Origin of the sequence: Thermosynechococcus sp. NK55a, from assembly GCF_000505665.1 — a bacterium.
Taxonomy (GTDB): domain Bacteria; phylum Cyanobacteriota; class Cyanobacteriia; order Thermosynechococcales; family Thermosynechococcaceae; genus Thermosynechococcus.
In genome coordinates this window covers 903,629-920,547 of sequence record NC_023033.1, presented here as the reverse complement: position 1 = coordinate 920,547, position 16,919 = coordinate 903,629, and the positions used below count along the sequence as shown (strand labels likewise).

Below are 16,919 nucleotides of genomic sequence, written 5' to 3'. Positions count from 1 at the left end.
CCCCTACAGCGCTCCCGCCGCCGTCCGATCCAGTACCCCTCCCAAATGGGTGGTGATATTCACTGCCTGCAAGCGCGGCAGACCTCCCTTGAGGGGATAGTCAATCACCGTGACGCTGCCATTTCCCTGCTTAAAGAGCCAGAAGTTTTCAATGCCAAGACCAACAATGTGGCAGAGCAAGACCTTATTGGTGGCATCGTGGGCCACGACCAAGACATTGTGGGGGGTGGGAGCATTGGTTTTCCAGCGCTGCAGCCAGAGTTCCCAGGCCTTGACCACGCGATCGCGCACCTGTTCGAGGTTTTCGCCATTGGGCATTTGTACAAGGGCAGGGGTGGTCCGCCAACGTTCCAGTTCACCCGGGTAGGCCGCCTCCACCTCGGGTTCAAACTTGCCCTCCCAGTCCCCATGGCTAATCTCTGCAAGGGCTGGCTCTAACTCCAGCTGCACATTGGGGTGGTACTGCAAAATTGCCAAGGCCGTATCCTTGGGACGCAGGAGTGGACTACTCAAGGCATGGTGGAAGGGGACATCCTTGAGAAACTCAGCCACTGCCGCCGCTTGGGCACGGCCATTTTCATTGAGGGGCACATCCATTTGCCCTTGGAAGCGTCCTGCACGGTTCCAGTCCGTTTCACCGTGGCGGACAAGAAAGACCCGCAGCGTTTGCTCCTTGAAGCGGGGCTGTGGAAAGGGATCATTGAGATGGCTAGTGAGATTGAGAGCTTCCAGTTGAGCGGGTTGCCGCAAGCCGTTGCTGAAATTTAAGACACTAATGCCACCATTGGCCTGCTGCAGCCGCAGGTAACCCTTGACCCCCAAGCCGAGGCCCGTGCAGATCAAGGCACGGTTCATGCCACTATGCCCCACAATGACAATCGTTTCATTGGCGTGAGCCGCTAGCAGCCTTTCCAAGACCATGTCCGCGCGATCGTAGAGATCCAGTAGCGGGAAAAACTCCTTGGTTTGGCCACTTTCTGTGGTGATTTTCATCATCAAAGTGTCTGGGGCTTCCTGCCAGCGGCGATAGTCCTCTGGAAACCGAGCCTTCACTTCGGCAAAGGGGAGATCTTCCCAAGCTGGCAGCGCAATCTCTTTGAGCAGATCAAGGGAATGGGGTGGCTTGAGTTCGGTGTTTTGGAGCTGAGCATGGATGACCTCTGCGGTTTCCTTTGCCCGTTTCAGGGGACTGGTGTAAATTTTGCGAATGGGAATACCCCGCAGCGCTAGACCCACTTGGGCCGCCATCCAACGACCGCGCTCCGTGAGCGCAGAGGCATCACTGTGACCTTGCACCCGCTCTTGGACATTAAACGTGCTTTCACCGTGGCGGACAATAATGACTCGGGTACTCAGAGGTTTCTCCTTAGCGATTGACAGACAACAAGCTTGGGCATCCCACTGTGCCATAAAGACTGTACCAGAAACCGCGGCGTCGGAAGCGAAAGATTCAGGAATCGGCGCCCCTCATCTCCCTGAAGATCAAATAAACATCAAAAAACCGACCGCAGGGGCGATCGGCAAGTATTAAAGCCCTCTTTAGGGATGGGTCAGAGGCTACTTCTTAGTGATCCGCGGCGGCTCACGAAAGAAGATGGCAAAGAAGAACAGGGCGATAATGCAGGCAAAGATGAAAACGTAGGTGATGGTTTCCATAGTAGTCCCCTAGGAATGACTAAACAGCTTCCTTGCGGCGAGTGGTGACATCGCCCACTTTTTGATAGAAGCCCCATTCCACTTGCTCCGGCGACAGTTCTGGATCAATCCCAGAGAAGACATCGCGGAACAGGGTACGGGCACCGTGCCAAATGTGACCAAAGAAGAAGAGCAAGGCAAACACCGCATGGGCAAAGGTGAACCAGCCACGGGGACTGGTGCGGAAAATCCCGTCGGAGTTCAGGGTTTCCTGATCGAATTCGAAGATCTCACCGAAGATGGCCTTACGGGCATAGCTCTTGACGGTGGGTGGATCAGTGAAGGTTTGGCCGTTCAATTCACCACCGTAGAAGCTGACGGTAACCCCCTGTTGCTCAAAGCTATACTTCGACTCCGCACGACGGAAGGGAATGTCGGCTTTGACAACGCCGTTTTTATCGGTGAGGATGACCGGGAAGGTTTCAAAGAAGGCAGGCATCCGACGCACAAAGAGTTCTTCACCCTCTTTGTTGCGGAAGACGGCATGGCCTTTCCAAGCTTGGGCAATTCCATCCCCTTTATTCATCGGGCCAGTACGGAAGAGACCACCTTTAGCGGGGTTATTGCCAATGTAATCGTAGAAGGCCAGTTTCTCTGGAATAGCCGACCAAGCTTCTTCCAGGGTGGCGCCACTGGCGAGAGAGGCCTGCACGCGCCGGTTAATTTCCTGTTGGAAGTAGCTACTGTCCCACTGATAGCGAGTCGGCCCAAAGAGTTCAATGGGCGTGGTGGCACTGCCATACCACATCGTGCCAGCAACGACAAAGGCGGCAAAGAAGACGGCCGCAATACTGCTGGAGAGGACGGTTTCGATATTCCCCATGCGCAGAGCTTTGTAAAGCCGCTGGGGTGGACGCACCAGTATGTGAAAGAGGCCAGCAATAATACCGACAATGCCTGCGGCGATATGGTGAGCCACAACACCACCGGGATTGTAGGGGTTAAAGCCATCGGGTCCCCATTCGGGGGCAACAGGCTGGACGCTGCCCGTCAAGCCATAGGGGTCAGAAACCCACATCCCAGGGCCAAACAGACCCGTCAGGTGAAAGGCGCCAAAGCTAAAGCACAGCAGACCAGCAAGGAACAGGTGAATCCCGAACATTTTCGGCAAATCGAGGGCAGGCTCACCGGTGCGAGGATCACGAAAGAGTTCGAGATCCCAATAGACCCAGTGCCAACAGGCTGCCAAGAATAACAGACCCGACAGGACGATGTGGGCTAGGGCAACCCCCTCAAAGCTCCAGAAACCGGGGTCAATCCCCGTTTCGCCAGTAATGCTCCAACCGCTCCAAGACCCCGTGACCCCCAACCGTGCCATAAAGGGCAGCACAAACATTCCCTGCCGCCACATGGGGTTGAGAACGGGATCACTGGGATCAAAAATAGCGAGCTCATAAAGAGCCATCGACCCTGCCCAACCGGCGACCAATGCCGTGTGCATCAGGTGGGCCGCAATCAACCGCCCTGGATCATTGATCAGGACAGTGTGGACTCGGTACCAGGGTAGTCCCATTGACTACGCTCCTCCTATACAAAAATTTAGCGTTTGCATGAACAAATTTTATTAAGCAGCCGGATCACGGTAACAACCGCTTCCCTACTAAGAGTTTAACGGCCAATTTACCCGTAACTTCAGCTACGGTTGGGCAGTTTTTCTGCCAAAATGAGAATGTATTAAGAATGGTAACTAGCCTAGGTTCCTATGGCAAGCAAAGCTGAATTCGTGGGCACAAATATTAAGTTTGTTAACGAAAACAAGGAAATTGTTGCTGCTGATGGTGCGAATCTGCGCTTAAAAGCAATGGAAACGGGGGTTGACCTCTATACCCTTAAGGGCAAGCTCTTTAATTGTGGGGGCTATGGCCAGTGTGGCACCTGTATTGTTGAGATTGTCGAAGGCATGGAAAACCTCTCGCCCCGCACCCCTGTGGAAGAGCGCAAGCTCCGCCGTAAGCCCGAAAATTATCGTTTGGCTTGTCAAACCCTTGTCTATGGGCCAGTGTCTGTGAAGACAAAGCCAAAGGGCTAGGTAATCAAACAGTCGTTTTCAGAGTTTGTAGGACATTAGCGGCCTGCTCTAGCCACCTGAGCAACTGGGCATCGTCAACCCTATGGCGGATACGGAGCAGGTCTTGAAGGGGGTCAGGCGATCGCCCCGTTGCACTCTGCCATGCTTGAAGGAGTTCAGAATCTTGAGGCAGATGAGGGGGACTGGCTGCAAGGCCGAGTTGCTGAGCTAAGTCGTAGCGAAAGCGATCTTGAAGCTGTTCTAGGACAAACTGCCGCTGCTGTGCCCGCCGCAGAACCCCCGCGAGGGCCTCAATATAGGCAGCACTATTACTGGTGACAGGTTCCTTTTCCAGCAGCGGTGGCCCAAAACGCTGACTTTGCTGCCATAGCAAAAGGAGGAGCAACAGGGCAAACTGCAACCCCACAGCCAACCAAGGGGTGCGACTGAAGTAGTCGAAGAGGGTTTGAGGCACCCTCTCCCTAGGCACCTCCTCTGAAGTGCGTTGGCGGTAGCCGTGGAGCCATTCATCAAAGTATAGTGTTGTTCGCGGTTCGGCTATCTCCTGCAGGAGCTGAGCTACAACCGCAAAGTTGGCAAGACCGGTTTCACCGCCATAGGCATTGGCCACTAACCAGGGATAGACGCCAAGGATGCGCTGTTCATGGTTATGGGGAGTATTAGAGCGTCTGAGATAGACAATCAAACCGTGATCATCCCTAAGGAGAGAGCGATCGCCCTGTTGCAAAGGAACGCGGCGGCGGGTTTCAATCAAGACAGTGCCCAGGGGCATTGAGAGCCGCGTCTCAAAGGGGGCTGCCGTGGGTTCGCCGTGCCAGTAAAAGCGCACCAGCGTATTGCCCTGAGCCAGCCACGCCACAAGGGTCGGTGGCCAACCGATGGGACGACCAGTGATTTGAATGAGAATGTGCCCTTTGCCCTTGAGGTTGCTATAGTTATGCTGCCAGCGCTCCACCCGCAACCCCTGCTGCTCTAGGTAAGTATAAAACTGCTGCGTGCCCCACGGAGAGGAATCAAAGGAGGAGCCAGCGCGGCTACTGGGAGCCACCGCCACCATCAGGAGGCCGATCGCCAACAGCACAAGGACAGCGAAGCCAAGGAAAAACCACTGCCGACGCTTGATCGCGATCATTGCTGGGTCTCCCGCAGGAAGGGTTCCACCTCAAAATAGGCCGCTTGACAGCTGGCTAGGGTTTGGGCATCCACTGGCTCGGCGCCATAGTAACTGCGACTGTGAACTTGAAAGAGATGCTGGATACTCCGCCCTACAGTTGGCGATCGCTCCCCCAGTTGAAAGAGCCGCTCCAATTCCCCCAGGTAGTCGCCATTGGTCCAGTGGGTCTGAAGCCGCAGCCAGCCTGCCTCCTGCAACCGATACAACAAGGCCATGTAAAAGGCGCGGCAGGCCCCTCTATAGTCCCCCGCCAATTGTAGGTTTTGGGCAAGTTCCAGCCATTCCCGCACCGGTCTGGGTCGCTCCCCAAGGGTAGAAATTGCTGTTGGTGAAGAGGAGCGCGATCGCCGTTGCCACCATCGCCAGAGGCTGCGTCCTAGGAAATAGAGGCCTACGCCGAGGCCAATCAGCAAGACCCCCTGAAGGAACCAGCGTAGCCATCCCTCTAAGGAGGGGTGGTCTTGCCAAAAGGGCTCTGTTTGCTGGCGAAAGAGTTGGAGAAAGGTGTACTCAAGGGCTTCACGCAGTTGTTGCCACTGGCGATCGCTCTGCCAGCGCAAATCATCCCAAAAAGTCACCGCCGCTAGACCCGCCTAGGCCTCCGCTTGTCGCACAAAGAGCACGGGACACTCGGCATAGACCCGGACATAGTCAGAAAGGGAAGTGCCCAAAAGGCGATCCAAGTCGGGTAAACTGCGAGCGATCGAGGGCCGCCGATCCGGAGAACCCAGAACCAGGAGATCGGCATTGGTATCAGCAGCAATGCGGCAGATTTCTTCAGCGGGTTTGCCGGTGGTCAGGACACACTGGTATTCCACACCCCGCTGCTTAGCCACCGTTGCGGCTTCGGCAAGAAGCGGCTCTTTTTCGGCAGCACTGCTGGGGGTATCAGCATGACCCTTGAGGTCAGGATTGACGTGGGCAAGAATGAGTTTGCCGCCCTTGACCCCCTCCATTAGGCGCACTGCTAAGTCCAAGGAGGCTTTGGCTGCAGCAGAATGATTGAGTGCCACCATGATGCGGTTGATTTTCTTGACGTAGATGTCATCGCGCACTAGGAGCATCGGCCGCGAAGACAGTTGAAACACATACTGGCTAACGGAGTTTTCGAGAATGGATTGCAGGCGCTTGAGTCCCCGCGATCCCATAATGATCAAGTCGGCATTGATTTCATCGGCCACGTGGAGCACTGTATCCTTAGGATCGCCCTCCCGCAGCATAGTATTGACGCTAATGACGGGGTCAAGGTGCAGTCGGGCAACAGCTTCCGCTAGGAGTTTGGCACCTGCTTGACGTTGTTCGGCCATCTCCTCGGCAGTAATTTTCGGTGGAATCACGTGCAAAACGGTGACGGCAGCCCGTTGAATCGCTGGCAACTCCATCAGCGACTTGAGCATTTGTTCGGATTGTCCAGTTCCTGAGTCTGCCAATAGAATATTTTCAATCATAAATCTTAAACTCCCAAAGCTGGTGAGTATCACGGCACGGAGGGCCACTAGGACGATCTTAGGGCTGCCTTAGGAGCTTCTTGGCGGAACGCTACAAATCTTAGGCATTGGCTAGAGGGGCGATCGCGGGTGGTGCTTTTGATACACTAGGCAAGAGGCCGTTCAAGGAAGCCCTATGCCGCGATCGCAACGGAACGACAATTTTATTGACAAAACCTTTACGGTCATGGCTGACCTCATTCTCAAGGTCTTGCCCACCAGTTCGCAGTCAAAAACTGCCTTTGCCTATTATCGCGATGGCATGTCTGCCCAAGCGGATGGAGAATATGCCGAGGCGCTGGAGAACTACCAGGCAGCCCTAGAACTAGAGGAAGACCCCACCGATCGCAGCTACATTCTCTACAATATTGGCCTGATCCATGCCAGCAATGGCGAGCATGAAAAAGCCTTGGAGTATTACCACCAAGCCCTTGAACTCAATCCCCGCATGCCCCAAGCCCTCAACAATATCGCAGTGATCTACCACTACTTGGGGACACAGGCACAAGAGCAGCAGCGCTTGGAGGAGGCTGAACAACTCTTTGATCGTGCCGCCGACTATTGGAAGCGAGCAATTCAACTGGCCCCCAATAACTATATAGAGGCGCAGAACTGGCTGAAAACCACTGGCCGCTCCAATATTGATGTGTATTTCTAAAAAACTTCTCGAAAATTTCTATAAGGATCACCAATGGCAACCAAAGTCATTACTGCAGAAGATGTGCGCAAGGTGGCTCATTTAGCTCGCCTTGCCATTGATGACCGTGAAATTGAAGCACTGACCCAGCAACTAGATAGCATCCTCGACTATGTCAATCAACTGAGTGAACTGGATGTTACGGAGGTGCCGCCAACAACGCGAGCCATTGAGGTGAGTAATGTAACCCGTCCTGATGTGTTGGAACCTTGGCCACATCGGGAGGACTTGCTAGCGATCGCCCCCGAGCGCGAAGATGACTTTTTCCGCGTGCCCAAAATTATGTAAGGCATCAGTCTGTGCGGCGGCGTCAATCCCACCATTTGCAACTGGACTTATTTCCCTTCCTCTCGATCTTGGCCTGCACCATTGGCACCCTGATCCTATTAGTGGTGATCATCAGTGCCAGTAGCCTTGGGCGAGAACGCACTAATGTGCAAATTTTGGCACGGGAAAACGCCCAAAATGCGGAACGTACCCCTCGCTATTTAGAGTGCCGTCGCGAGGGGGTGATCATGCATCCCCAAAAAGTGCTTGTGCCCAAAGCAGACCTCGACAAGCCCACTTCCACCTTGGCAATTTTGTTGGCTAATCTACGTCGTCAGAGCGATCGCGAGTACATTATCATTGCCGTGCGCCCCGATGGCTTTGACTGCTTTGAGGAGGTGCGCTACCAAGCGGAACGAGCGGGAGTGGCCCTGGGCTACGAACCCTTTAATGCCGAGTGGGAACTGTGTGTGCCTGCTCCGGGGCGCAGCAATTGCCCCTAGGGCTTACCTAATCAAGCCGGCGGCGCTTCGATTGGGGAATTTCCCTGGGAAAAGCGCTCAAGTGCACTATCCGCTCCCTGACCCCCAGGGCACCACCAATGACTTCAGGATGGGTGAGCCCTACAGCCGTGGCTTCGCCGCGGGCCTCAAAGGTTTCTGCGGTTGCAACCACGACATTTTCTGATGGCGGTTAGTATCCTCAAATGGTTGGAGTCTCCCTAGGGCGATCGCCAGAGCACATCGGCCATCCGACACACCTGCACCATGGCTGCCACATCATGGACGCGCACCATCGCCACCCCTTGGGCAATGGCATGGCAGCAGACTGCTGCGGTACCCCAAACTCGGTCCTTAGGATGGGGCAGGTTTAGGACATCGCCAATAAAGCGTTTGCGCGAGGGGCCAAGGAGGATTGGGTAGCCAAGGGTGTGAAATTGCGGCAATTCCCGTAAAAGGGTGAGGTTTTGGGGCGTGGTTTTCGCAAAGCCAATGCCAGGATCAATCATCAGGTGCTCAGGAGGAATGCCGCTGGCGATCGCCCGCTGGGTTTGTTCCTGAAAATAGCGAAGCAAATCGCCGATCAAATCCTCGTAGTCAGTTAATTGCTGCATGGTGGCTGGGGTTCCCCGCCGATGCATGAGGATATAGGGCACCCCCAATGCCGCTACCGTGGCCAACATCTCAGGATCCGCCTGCCCCCCTGAAACATCGTTAACAATATTGGCACCTGCTGCCACCGCTGCCTGGGCAACCACCGCATGGGTGGTATCAATGGAAATGGGAATCTGGGACTGCTGACGGATGCCCTCAATCACGGGCAGCACCCGAGCCAACTCAGCGCTAATGGGCACTTCACTAGCTCCCGGACGGGTGGACTCCCCCCCTACATCAATGACATCAACACCGGCGGCAACCATTTCTAGGGCATGGGCAACGGCACTGGCAGGATTAAAAAAGTCACCACCATCGCTAAAACTGTCGGGGGTGATATTCAAGATGCCCATAATGTAGGTGCGCTCTCCCCACACAAAGGTGCGATCGCCCACAGACCAACCCTTCATGCCTCAGTCTCTCCTTGGCGTCTGGCGTGCAACTGCAAAAGAATCTCTTGGTGGACAGCGTGGGTAATGGGATAGAGATAGGCCAAAATCATCCCCACAATGAGAAAGAAGGTTGGCAAAGGTCCAATGGCAACGCGAATTGCCAAGAGTGCCGAAGGGGGTTGCACTGGGGGTGGGGCACCGGCGACAGTAGAAATGTAACCCGCCCACTGCAAAGCCTGACCCACAAAGAACAGACCCAGGGCAAGACCAATTTTTTGCAGCAGCACCATAAAGGCATAGAAGATCCCCTCCCGCCGCTGGCCACTCTCAAGTTCGTCCAGATCAATCACATCCGGAATCATTGACCAAGGGATAAGATAAGCGGTCGCAACCCCAAAGCCCGCCAGAATTGCACAGACATATACCAGCGCTGTCTGTCCTGGCTGCAACAAAAAGAGACCGCCCTGGGCAATGATCCACAGGCTCATTCCCATGAAATACACTGCCTTCTTACCCAGGCGACGACTCACAGCACTCCAGACAAAGAGCATGATCATCGCGGTTCCTTGAACCGTCAGCGCCACTTGGGTATAGGCAGCGGCGGACATTTGCAACCAATCGCCAATAAAAAAGGGAATCAGCGAGGCAGTAATTTGCACCGCCAGCCAAGAACACAGGTAGATTCCCATTACATAAAGAAAGGGACGATTGCTAAACACCAGCCGCAGTTGCGTTTGCAGCGGTAAGGGGCGGTGCTCAGGATTGCGAATACCGCGTTCAAAGGCTTGCACCCGCTGCCGTGTTCCCCAGACACACCAATAGATGGGCAAAACAGACAAGACGGCGGCAATGCCCCCGAGGATCAAGTATTGGGCTTGGGGATCGGGAATGTTCTGGAAGACGACCTGAGCAAGGAGTAAGGAGCCAATGCTACCCCCAATGGAAAAGGCAAAGCGAAAACTATTGAGATGGGTGCGTTCGTTGTAATCTTCAGTGAGCTCTGGTGTGAGGGCAGTGTAGGGCAGGTTTACCGCCGTGTAAAACGTGTTAAACAATAGGCCAATGAGGACGTAGTAGCCAAAGAGCAACCCTTGATCCGTCGTTGGTACCCACCAGTTCAAGCAAAAACTCAAGCCAAAGGGAATCGCGGCTGCCATCATCCAGATGTGGCGGCGTCCCCACTTGCCCACGGGGGTGCGATCGCTCAGGTAGCCGATGATCGGGTCATTCATGGCATCCCAAATTTTGCCAATCATGAGCACGCTTCCCGCCAAGCCAGCATTGAGTCCAGCCACATTGGTCAAGAACACCATCAGGAAAAACACCTGTAAATTGGCAGTGATGGCAGTTCCAAGATCGCCGGCGCCAAAGGCAAGTTTTGTCCACAGGGAAAGGGGCGGACGGGCACTGGTGGCAGCGGAATTTTGGCTGAATGGGTCTGATGGCATGATGCTTTGTCCATTGGATTGTTTTTTTAACGATTAGCCAGCAACTGCAACTGCCCATTGACTGGCCCATTGTAGAATGCGCTGCACCTGTTCAGGGGTTTTCCCTTGGCAGTAGAGGCGCAGCAGAGGTTCGGTGCCACTAAAGCGAATCAGTAGCCAACCGCCATCGGCCAGATGAAACTTGTAGCCGTCAATGGTGTCCCAATGGCTCACGGGACTCTCCAAAATCTGGGTGAAGGGATGCTCCCCTAGGAGTGCTTCTAGTTTTTGCCGCTGTGCCAAGGACGTGAGGGTGAGATCAACGCGATCGTAGGCACTGTAAAAGTTTGTTGTTACCTGCAACTGCTGATAGTATTCCCCCACGCTTAAGCCGGAGGTCACCAGGGCTTGTAATAGGTACAGTGCCGACAGGAGGGCATCCCGCTCGGGGAGATGGTGGCCATAGCCGATTCCCCCTGATTCTTCACCGCCTAAGAGGACAGCTTCGCCGGCCAGCATGCGATCGCCAATGTACTTGAAGCCAATGGGCGTTTCAATCACCGCTAAGCCATGGTGGGCTGCCACTCGTGCCACCAGATCCGAACTGCTAATGGATTTAATCACTGCCCCCCGATAGGGACTGTGCTGTGCTAAATGGTCAATCAAGATGGGAATCATTTCTTGGGCAGTGTACAGTACCCCCTCGCCATCAATGACTGCCAGGCGATCGGCATCACCGTCGAAGACTAAACATATCGTAGGAGTGGCACTGGGCTGTTGCCGCAGTTGTTCTTGGGTAGCGGCTAAATAACGGCCAATGGGTTCAGGGGCACCGCCGCCAAAGAGGGGGTCGCGATCGCGCCGAAACTCTTCTATGGGCCAATCCAACAATCGCTCCAGTCCCCCGGCGGCAACCCCATGCATGACATCGGCACAGACGCGCAGTTTACCCGTGGCGATCGCCTCACGAATGGGGCTGGGATCAACATGAGTGCGCAACGCCGCACAATAGCTGGGCCACGGATCAAAGACTTGATAGTCTGTTTTGGCCTCCCCCACGGGTGGCGGCTCCCCTTGAGCTAACTGTGCTTCAATGGCTTGGGTAACAGGTGTGGGGACTGATCCACCAAAGGCGCCCTTCACCTTCAGTCCTGCATAGATAGCGGGATTGTGACTTGCCGTAATGACCAAGCCGCCAATGGCTCCCTCTGCTTTGACAGCCCAGCTAAAGGCCGGTGTGGGTGCCGCACAGTTAGAAAGCCAAACCTCATAGCCTTGGCTTGTCAGCAATTGGGCAACGGCTGTACCAAAGTGTTCCGCTAAAAACCGGTGATCGTAACCGACAATAATTCGCGGCGTCCTGCCATCGCCATAGGTTTGGTAAAGTACTGCCGCCGCTGCCTTAGCTGCCCGCAGCAGACGGTTAAAGGTAAACTCAGCCCCAATGATGCCGCGCCAACCGTCGGTACCAAAGCGAATTGGGGCATCCTCAGGAATCAAAACTTGATCTAGGCGCAGGACAGAACCAACCATAGAGCGCAAGACCCAAAACCCCTCTGAACATATCATGCTGCGGCACAGCCCTTTTCCGAAGGAGAAAGGAGGATGATATAATTATTGCGAATTGTTAATTAGGCGATGGGCACTGCCGCTAGGTGCCTTTTGGCGATGACTGATCTCTAGTAGCCTAAACTTGCATCACTTTCAGAGAGGTATTGAACACTATGGCATTTGTACAAGAACCCCTTCCCTTTGATCCGGGTGCCCTTGAACCCTATGGAATGTCTGCAAAAACCCTTGAATTTCACTATGGCAAACACCATAAAGGCTACCTGGATAACCTCAATAAACTGACTCAAGATACGGAACTCGCTGACAAATCCCTTGAAGATGTCATTCGCATGACCTATGGCGATGCTGCCAAAGTGGGCATCTTCAACAATGCCGCTCAAGTGTGGAATCACACCTTCTTCTGGAATAGCCTCAAGCCAGGTGGCGGCGGTACTCCTACGGGTGATGTGGCTGCTCGGATCAACAGTGCTTTTGGTAGCTACGACGAATTCAAGTCCCAGTTCAAAAATGCCGCAGCGACCCAATTTGGCAGCGGTTGGGCATGGCTGGTGCTTGAAGCTGGCACACTGAAAGTGACTAAAACGCCCAATGCCGAAAACCCCTTGGTTCACGGTCAAGTGCCCCTACTGACGATTGATGTTTGGGAGCACGCCTACTATCTCGACTACCAAAACCGTCGTCCCGACTTCATTGATAACTTCCTGAACCAACTGGTGAACTGGGATTTTGTTGCTAAGAACTTGGCAGCTGCCTAAGATTCCCAGTTTTTTTCTATTTGGCTGTTACTGAATGACTTCACTGAATCCCCGTTCCAGTTGAGCGGGGTTTTTTGTTGCCAAGCAGTGATTCAGCCACAACGGTAGAATAGGGTTAAGTGAAACTTAAGAAATAAAGTAACCTTGGTTAATAAACGTTAGTTTGATGGTGGTATTCCTTTGGGCGTTGAGCAGGGAGGGGGTCCTATGGAGATCCTAGGGCATATTGCCTATGCCGCTTTTGAAAAGTACTACCGCAAAATTAGCAAACACGAGCCGGGGGTGATTCGCGATCGCGATGTTGAGGCGATTCATCAGATGCGCGTTGGTCTGCGCCGCCTGCGAACGGCTCTGGAGGTGTTTTGTAATACGGTACGTTTGCCCAAGGGGGTCTCCATTCAGCGGGTACGGGCGATCGCCGGCAGCCTCAGTCCCGTACGGGATTTGGATGTGATGATGCTGGCGCTCAAAGAGCAGTATTACCCTCACCTGCCCCGCTGTGAGCAACAACAACTGGCCAAGCTCATTAAAAAGCTCGAAAAGCAGCGGGCAGAACTGCTGCAAAAAGCGCTTCAATTGCTGCGGAGCGATCGCTATCGCAAATTGCAACAGGGTCTAGAAGAATGGCTAGCTGCCCCTCAATATCGTGAAATTGCCAACTTACCCACGGAACTGATTGCCCCAGACATTTTATTGCCCTTGGTGTGTGAGCTCCTGCTCCATCCGGGGTGGCAAGTGGCTATTGAATGGCAGGGCGATCGCCCCCTCTTTTTGGCAGTCAGTAACCCACCCCAGTGGTTACAAACGGCGGGTGAAGATCTCCACGATCTGCGCAAGCAAACCAAACGGGTACGCTACCAAATGGAACTCTTTAGCGGTGTCTATGGAGACGCCTTCAACGAACAGGTGAGTGCTTTTGCGCAGTTGCAAGAACTCCTAGGGACCCTTCACGATGGCGTTGTCCTTGATGACTTTTTCCGTACCCAACTTGGCCTCAATCTCCGTCAAGCCTCTCCTTGCCTGGCAGAAATGATTGCCCTTGAGCAAACACGCCAGTGGCAAACTTGGCGCTGTGTCCAGCAGGAATACCTCAGCCCCGAAAAACGCCATCAAGTGCGCTCGCTGCTCCTGATGCCACCAATGACAATCAGTGCCAATGGCAGCCCCCTCGATCACCCAATCATCTCCTCTGCCAACTGACAGAGGTTGGTGGGTAATGGTAACAATTGATTTTCAATTGTCCGAGGGCGATCGCCCTTGCCAGTCCGTATGCGACGATAAAAATAAAACCCCTGCCAGTCGAGGAGAGCACACAACAAATGAGCGTTATGGAGCCACAAACTTTAAGTGTTGGGCTGCGGGTCCGCGTCAAGACCCCCACCATTGTCTATCACCATCCCGATCACCGCAATGAACCTTTTGATATTCAAGGGATGGAAGGGGAAATTTGCGCTATTCTCAGCGACTGGCAAGGCCGTCCCATTAGTCCCAACTACCCGATTCAAGTGCGGTTTAGTCCCAAGTTTGTTGCCCATTTGCACCCCGATGAGCTGGCAGTGATTTAGGTACCCTCTATGCCTCCCCGTTGGCCCCGTAAGCCCGATCGTCGCGATCCGAGCTACCGCCGCTTGGACGATCGCATGAATTTTGCTGTCCATGTTGCCCTTTTTGCTGCGTTTAATTCTGGTGGCTGGTTTTGGCATCAGCTACAACCCACGGCGGTGCCTTTTATGCCGACAGTAACGCTCCTGTGGTTCACCTTGTTGGCAGGCCATGCCCTCTACGTGTTCGCGATCGCCCGTTATTAAGAACTCATCCCCCTGAGGGCGCTGATGCTGAGATAAGAGCACTTTTTCGTTAGTCTCCTATGGGCGATCGCACCATCACCTACAGTCCAGCCTTCACCCTTGTGCCGACCTATGAGTGTTTTAATCGCTGTACCTACTGTAATTTTCGTCAGGACATTGGCACGAGTGGTTGGTTGAGTTTAGAGGCGGCGGCCAAACAGTTGGCAGAGCTTGATCCGCAACAGGTACGGGAAATCCTCATTCTCAGTGGCGAAGTTGCCCCCAACAGTCCCCAGCGTGCCAAATGGTTAGAGCGTCTCTATGATGTAGCAGCCTTAGCGTTGGATCAGGGATTTTTGCCCCATACCAATGCGGGCCCCCTGAGTCGAGCAGAAATGACCGTCCTCAAGACAGTGAATGTCTCCATGGGGCTGATGCTGGAGCAGTTGACACCCAAGTTGTTGCAAAGTGTCCATCGCCATGCCCCCAGTAAGGCTCCGCAACTTCGTTTACACCAACTGGAACAGGCCGGAGAACTGGGCATTCCCTTCACCACGGGATTGCTCTTGGGGATTGGTGAAGCGCCCCAGGATTGGGCAGAGACTCTCACGGCTATTGCTGAGTGTCATCGGCGGTGGGGACACATTCAGGAGGTGATTCTGCAGCCCCACAGTCCTGGGCAGCAGCAGGCAGAGAGGCTACCCCCTTTTGATCTGGAGCAATTACCCCAGGTGGTGCAGTGGGCGCGATCGCTCTTGCCTGAGGACATCACGATTCAAATTCCTGCCAATCTAGTCACAGAACCAGCGGTCTTTCGCGCGTGCCTAGAGGCCGGCGCTCGCGACTTGGGGGGTATTGTCCCCTTAGATCATGTCAATCCAGACTATCCCCACACCGATCTAGCAGTGCTCAGGGAACAATTAGCAGCTTGGGGATGGGAATTAGGGCCACGACTGCCAGTTTATCCGCAGTTTGTGGATTGGTTGCCACGGCCCTTGCAGGAGAAGGTTAAGGAGATTCCTGTTTAAGCTGCAGCCCTAGTTGATAGATGTCACGCCGCGAAAGCCCCGTCAGAGTCGCCAGTTGACGGCTGGCTTGGGTGAGAGAAAGACCTTGGTTGAGCAGTGTTGCCAATTCGCTGGCGAGATAATTGGGGTTCACGGCCAGAGAATGTTCAGGGGCACCGGCTAAAACCAGTGTGTATTCGCCCCGGGGGGGATGCTCCTGTAGATAAGTGCAGGCAGTACCGAGGGTTCCCCGCCAAAATTCTTCGTGGCGTTTGGTAAGTTCGCGGGCAAGTACAACAGGGCGATCGCTCCCCAAAACCTGACATAACTCTGTTACTGTTTGCACCAAGCGATGGGGGGCTTCATAGAGAAGAATCGTGCGTGTTTCCTGTTGCAGGGCTGCTAGTCGCTGCTGGCGATCGCGCCCCTTAGTCGGCAAAAACCCTTCAAAACAAAAGCGATTCATCGGTAATCCTGCGGCCATCAAAGCTGTTAAGGCAGCATTCGCGCCGGGAATCGGCGTCACGGGAATCGCTGCAGCAATGCAGGCGGTAATTAATTCATAACCGGGATCCGACACCCCCGGTAGGCCCGCATCACTGACGAGCGCGATCTGTTGACCCGCCTCTAGGCGCTGAAGCAATTGGGGGACTCGCTGTTGGGTATTGTGCCCATGGAGACTAATTTGGGGTGTGGTAATGCCAAAATGCTGTAACAGGCGGCCAGTGTGGCGTGTATCCTCGGCGGCTATCAGATCCACTTCCTTGAGAATACGCAGGGCACGAGCGCTCATGTCCTCAAGGTTGCCAATGGGGGTGCCCACCACCCACAATTGCCCAATGCCCATTAGGAGATTTTTTCTGCACTGAGAATAAAGATTGGTTCCACGGCTGCAAAAATTTGGTGGCCGCCCCGCGTTTCCAGACGATTGATCACTGATTGCACCACCTCTAGGCTGCGGGCTTGGACGGTCGCGAAACCCTCAGAGAGGGCATAGAGATTTTCTAAGCTACTGGCGATCGCCACCAAGCGACCACCGGGGGCAAGATACTCCCACGCTCGCAGTAAAACTTCTTTGATGGGGCGCCCCCCCTCCAGGCAAATCCGCTGCGGTGTGTGACGTAACTGAGGAAAGCAGTCTGGAGCCAAACCAGCAACAATCTGTACATTCTTGACCCCAAAGCGATCGCAATTGCGCTGAATCAGATCAACGACTTCTTCATCCCGTTCAATTGCAATCACCTGTCCCCGCTTTGCCAAACGGGCTGCCTCAACAGCGATCGTCCCTGTGCCTGCTCCCACATCCCAAAGGCAAGAGTCCGGTTCAAGCCGCAAATAGGAGAGCATCAATAACCGCGTTTCCCGTTGGGTGAGGGGAATACCTGGTAATCGCGCAAACAGACTATCGGGGATACCCGGAGTGACAAATGGCCAGGGATCCACCGTCATAGCAACAGCCTAAAATCCTTAAGCGTT

General features: G+C 54.2%; 21 protein-coding genes. 9 read left to right on the top strand and 12 right to left on the bottom strand.

Annotation, left to right across the window (positions count from 1 at the left end):
* Nucleotides 1-3: 3 nt before the first annotated feature.
* From NK55_RS04410 to psbB, 3 genes are all read right to left on the bottom strand, one after another.
* The gene (locus NK55_RS04410; RefSeq protein ID WP_024124591.1) at nt 4-1,410 is read right to left on the bottom strand and encodes a histidine phosphatase family protein; all 1,407 of its coding nucleotides are present in this window, start codon (nt 1,408-1,410) and stop codon (nt 4-6) included.
* A gap of 147 nt (nt 1,411-1,557) precedes the next feature.
* Nucleotides 1,558-1,656: a photosystem II reaction center protein T gene (locus NK55_RS04405; RefSeq protein WP_011057371.1), complete on the bottom strand. Its 99-nt coding sequence runs from the start codon at nt 1,654-1,656 to the stop codon at nt 1,558-1,560.
* 19 nt (nt 1,657-1,675) lie between these two features.
* A complete protein-coding gene (gene psbB, locus NK55_RS04400) occupies nt 1,676-3,208 on the bottom strand; it encodes a photosystem II chlorophyll-binding protein CP47 (RefSeq protein ID WP_024124590.1) in 1,533 nt (510 codons plus the stop codon).
* Between the two features lie 189 nt (nt 3,209-3,397).
* Between psbB and NK55_RS04395 the strand changes: the two genes are divergently transcribed.
* On the top strand, nt 3,398-3,724 hold the full coding sequence (locus NK55_RS04395; protein WP_157869660.1) for a 2Fe-2S iron-sulfur cluster-binding protein: 327 nt from the start codon (nt 3,398-3,400) through the stop codon (nt 3,722-3,724).
* A 4-nt stretch (nt 3,725-3,728) separates the two neighbouring features.
* Here NK55_RS04395 and NK55_RS04390 read toward each other — a convergent pair whose 3' ends face one another.
* Genes NK55_RS04390 through NK55_RS04375 form a run of 3 tightly spaced genes read right to left on the bottom strand, consistent with a single transcriptional unit; the run spans nt 3,729 to nt 6,346 of the window.
* Nucleotides 3,729-4,856 carry a DUF4350 domain-containing protein gene (locus tag NK55_RS04390; protein ID WP_024124588.1) on the bottom strand — a complete coding sequence of 376 codons (1,128 nt, stop codon included), beginning with the start codon at nt 4,854-4,856 and terminating at the stop codon, nt 3,729-3,731.
* Complete coding sequence (locus tag NK55_RS12375; RefSeq protein ID WP_024124587.1) at nt 4,853-5,476, bottom strand: DUF4129 domain-containing protein; 624 nt, start codon at nt 5,474-5,476, stop codon at nt 4,853-4,855. Before NK55_RS12375 ends, NK55_RS04390 begins: the two co-directional genes overlap by 4 nt.
* A gap of 15 nt (nt 5,477-5,491) precedes the next feature.
* On the bottom strand, nt 5,492-6,346 hold the full coding sequence (locus NK55_RS04375; RefSeq protein WP_024124586.1) for a universal stress protein: 855 nt from the start codon (nt 6,344-6,346) through the stop codon (nt 5,492-5,494).
* A gap of 175 nt (nt 6,347-6,521) precedes the next feature.
* Here NK55_RS04375 and NK55_RS04370 point away from each other — a divergent pair, with 175 nt between their 5' ends.
* The 3 genes from NK55_RS04370 to NK55_RS04360 are packed head-to-tail and all read left to right on the top strand — an operon-like array spanning nt 6,522 to nt 7,852.
* Entirely contained in the window at nt 6,522-7,043 is a 522-nt protein-coding gene (locus NK55_RS04370) for a photosystem I assembly protein Ycf3 (RefSeq protein ID WP_024124585.1), read from the top strand.
* A gap of 33 nt (nt 7,044-7,076) precedes the next feature.
* Nucleotides 7,077-7,370: an Asp-tRNA(Asn)/Glu-tRNA(Gln) amidotransferase subunit GatC gene (gene gatC, locus NK55_RS04365; protein ID WP_024124584.1), complete on the top strand. Its 294-nt coding sequence runs from the start codon at nt 7,077-7,079 to the stop codon at nt 7,368-7,370.
* Between the two features lie 11 nt (nt 7,371-7,381).
* Nucleotides 7,382-7,852 (top strand): hypothetical protein, encoded by a 471-nt coding sequence (locus tag NK55_RS04360; RefSeq protein WP_024124583.1) that lies wholly within the window; start codon nt 7,382-7,384, stop codon nt 7,850-7,852.
* A gap of 7 nt (nt 7,853-7,859) precedes the next feature.
* Here NK55_RS04360 and NK55_RS13115 read toward each other — a convergent pair whose 3' ends face one another.
* From NK55_RS13115 to NK55_RS04345, 4 genes are read right to left on the bottom strand one after another with little or no spacing between them, the layout of a single operon-like run.
* A complete protein-coding gene (locus NK55_RS13115; RefSeq protein WP_157869659.1) occupies nt 7,860-8,024 on the bottom strand; it encodes a hypothetical protein in 165 nt (54 codons plus the stop codon).
* A gap of 46 nt (nt 8,025-8,070) precedes the next feature.
* The gene (gene folP, locus NK55_RS04355; protein WP_024124582.1) at nt 8,071-8,913 is read right to left on the bottom strand and encodes a dihydropteroate synthase; all 843 of its coding nucleotides are present in this window, start codon (nt 8,911-8,913) and stop codon (nt 8,071-8,073) included.
* A complete protein-coding gene (locus NK55_RS04350) occupies nt 8,910-10,343 on the bottom strand; it encodes an MFS transporter (RefSeq protein WP_024124581.1) in 1,434 nt (477 codons plus the stop codon). The genes folP and NK55_RS04350 overlap by 4 nt, the downstream gene beginning before the upstream one ends.
* A gap of 33 nt (nt 10,344-10,376) precedes the next feature.
* On the bottom strand, nt 10,377-11,855 hold the full coding sequence (locus NK55_RS04345; RefSeq protein ID WP_024124580.1) for a phosphoglucomutase/phosphomannomutase family protein: 1,479 nt from the start codon (nt 11,853-11,855) through the stop codon (nt 10,377-10,379).
* Nucleotides 11,856-12,046: 191 nt separating this feature from the next.
* Between NK55_RS04345 and NK55_RS04340 the strand changes: the two genes are divergently transcribed.
* The 5 genes from NK55_RS04340 (at nt 12,047) to cofG (ending at nt 15,464) form a co-directional block, all read left to right on the top strand.
* On the top strand, nt 12,047-12,649 hold the full coding sequence (locus NK55_RS04340) for a superoxide dismutase (RefSeq protein WP_024124579.1): 603 nt from the start codon (nt 12,047-12,049) through the stop codon (nt 12,647-12,649).
* A 207-nt stretch (nt 12,650-12,856) separates the two neighbouring features.
* A complete protein-coding gene (locus tag NK55_RS04335) occupies nt 12,857-13,849 on the top strand; it encodes a CHAD domain-containing protein (RefSeq protein ID WP_024124578.1) in 993 nt (330 codons plus the stop codon).
* Between the two features lie 119 nt (nt 13,850-13,968).
* Nucleotides 13,969-14,214 carry a ferredoxin-thioredoxin reductase variable chain gene (locus NK55_RS04330; RefSeq protein ID WP_041429066.1) on the top strand — a complete coding sequence of 82 codons (246 nt, stop codon included), beginning with the start codon at nt 13,969-13,971 and terminating at the stop codon, nt 14,212-14,214.
* A 9-nt stretch (nt 14,215-14,223) separates the two neighbouring features.
* Nucleotides 14,224-14,457 carry a hypothetical protein gene (locus NK55_RS04325; RefSeq protein WP_024124576.1) on the top strand — a complete coding sequence of 78 codons (234 nt, stop codon included), beginning with the start codon at nt 14,224-14,226 and terminating at the stop codon, nt 14,455-14,457.
* A gap of 59 nt (nt 14,458-14,516) precedes the next feature.
* Nucleotides 14,517-15,464: a 7,8-didemethyl-8-hydroxy-5-deazariboflavin synthase subunit CofG gene (cofG, locus tag NK55_RS04320; RefSeq protein ID WP_024124575.1), complete on the top strand. Its 948-nt coding sequence runs from the start codon at nt 14,517-14,519 to the stop codon at nt 15,462-15,464.
* On the opposite strand, the gene rsmI is transcribed toward cofG, so the two are convergent.
* Both rsmI and cbiT read right to left on the bottom strand, forming a co-directional pair.
* The gene (rsmI, locus tag NK55_RS04315; RefSeq protein ID WP_024124574.1) at nt 15,445-16,290 is read right to left on the bottom strand and encodes a 16S rRNA (cytidine(1402)-2'-O)-methyltransferase; all 846 of its coding nucleotides are present in this window, start codon (nt 16,288-16,290) and stop codon (nt 15,445-15,447) included. The genes cofG and rsmI overlap by 20 nt on opposite strands.
* Nucleotides 16,290-16,892 carry a precorrin-6Y C5,15-methyltransferase subunit CbiT gene (cbiT, locus tag NK55_RS04310; RefSeq protein ID WP_024124573.1) on the bottom strand — a complete coding sequence of 201 codons (603 nt, stop codon included), beginning with the start codon at nt 16,890-16,892 and terminating at the stop codon, nt 16,290-16,292. Before cbiT ends, rsmI begins: the two co-directional genes overlap by 1 nt.
* Nucleotides 16,893-16,919 lie beyond the last annotated feature (27 nt).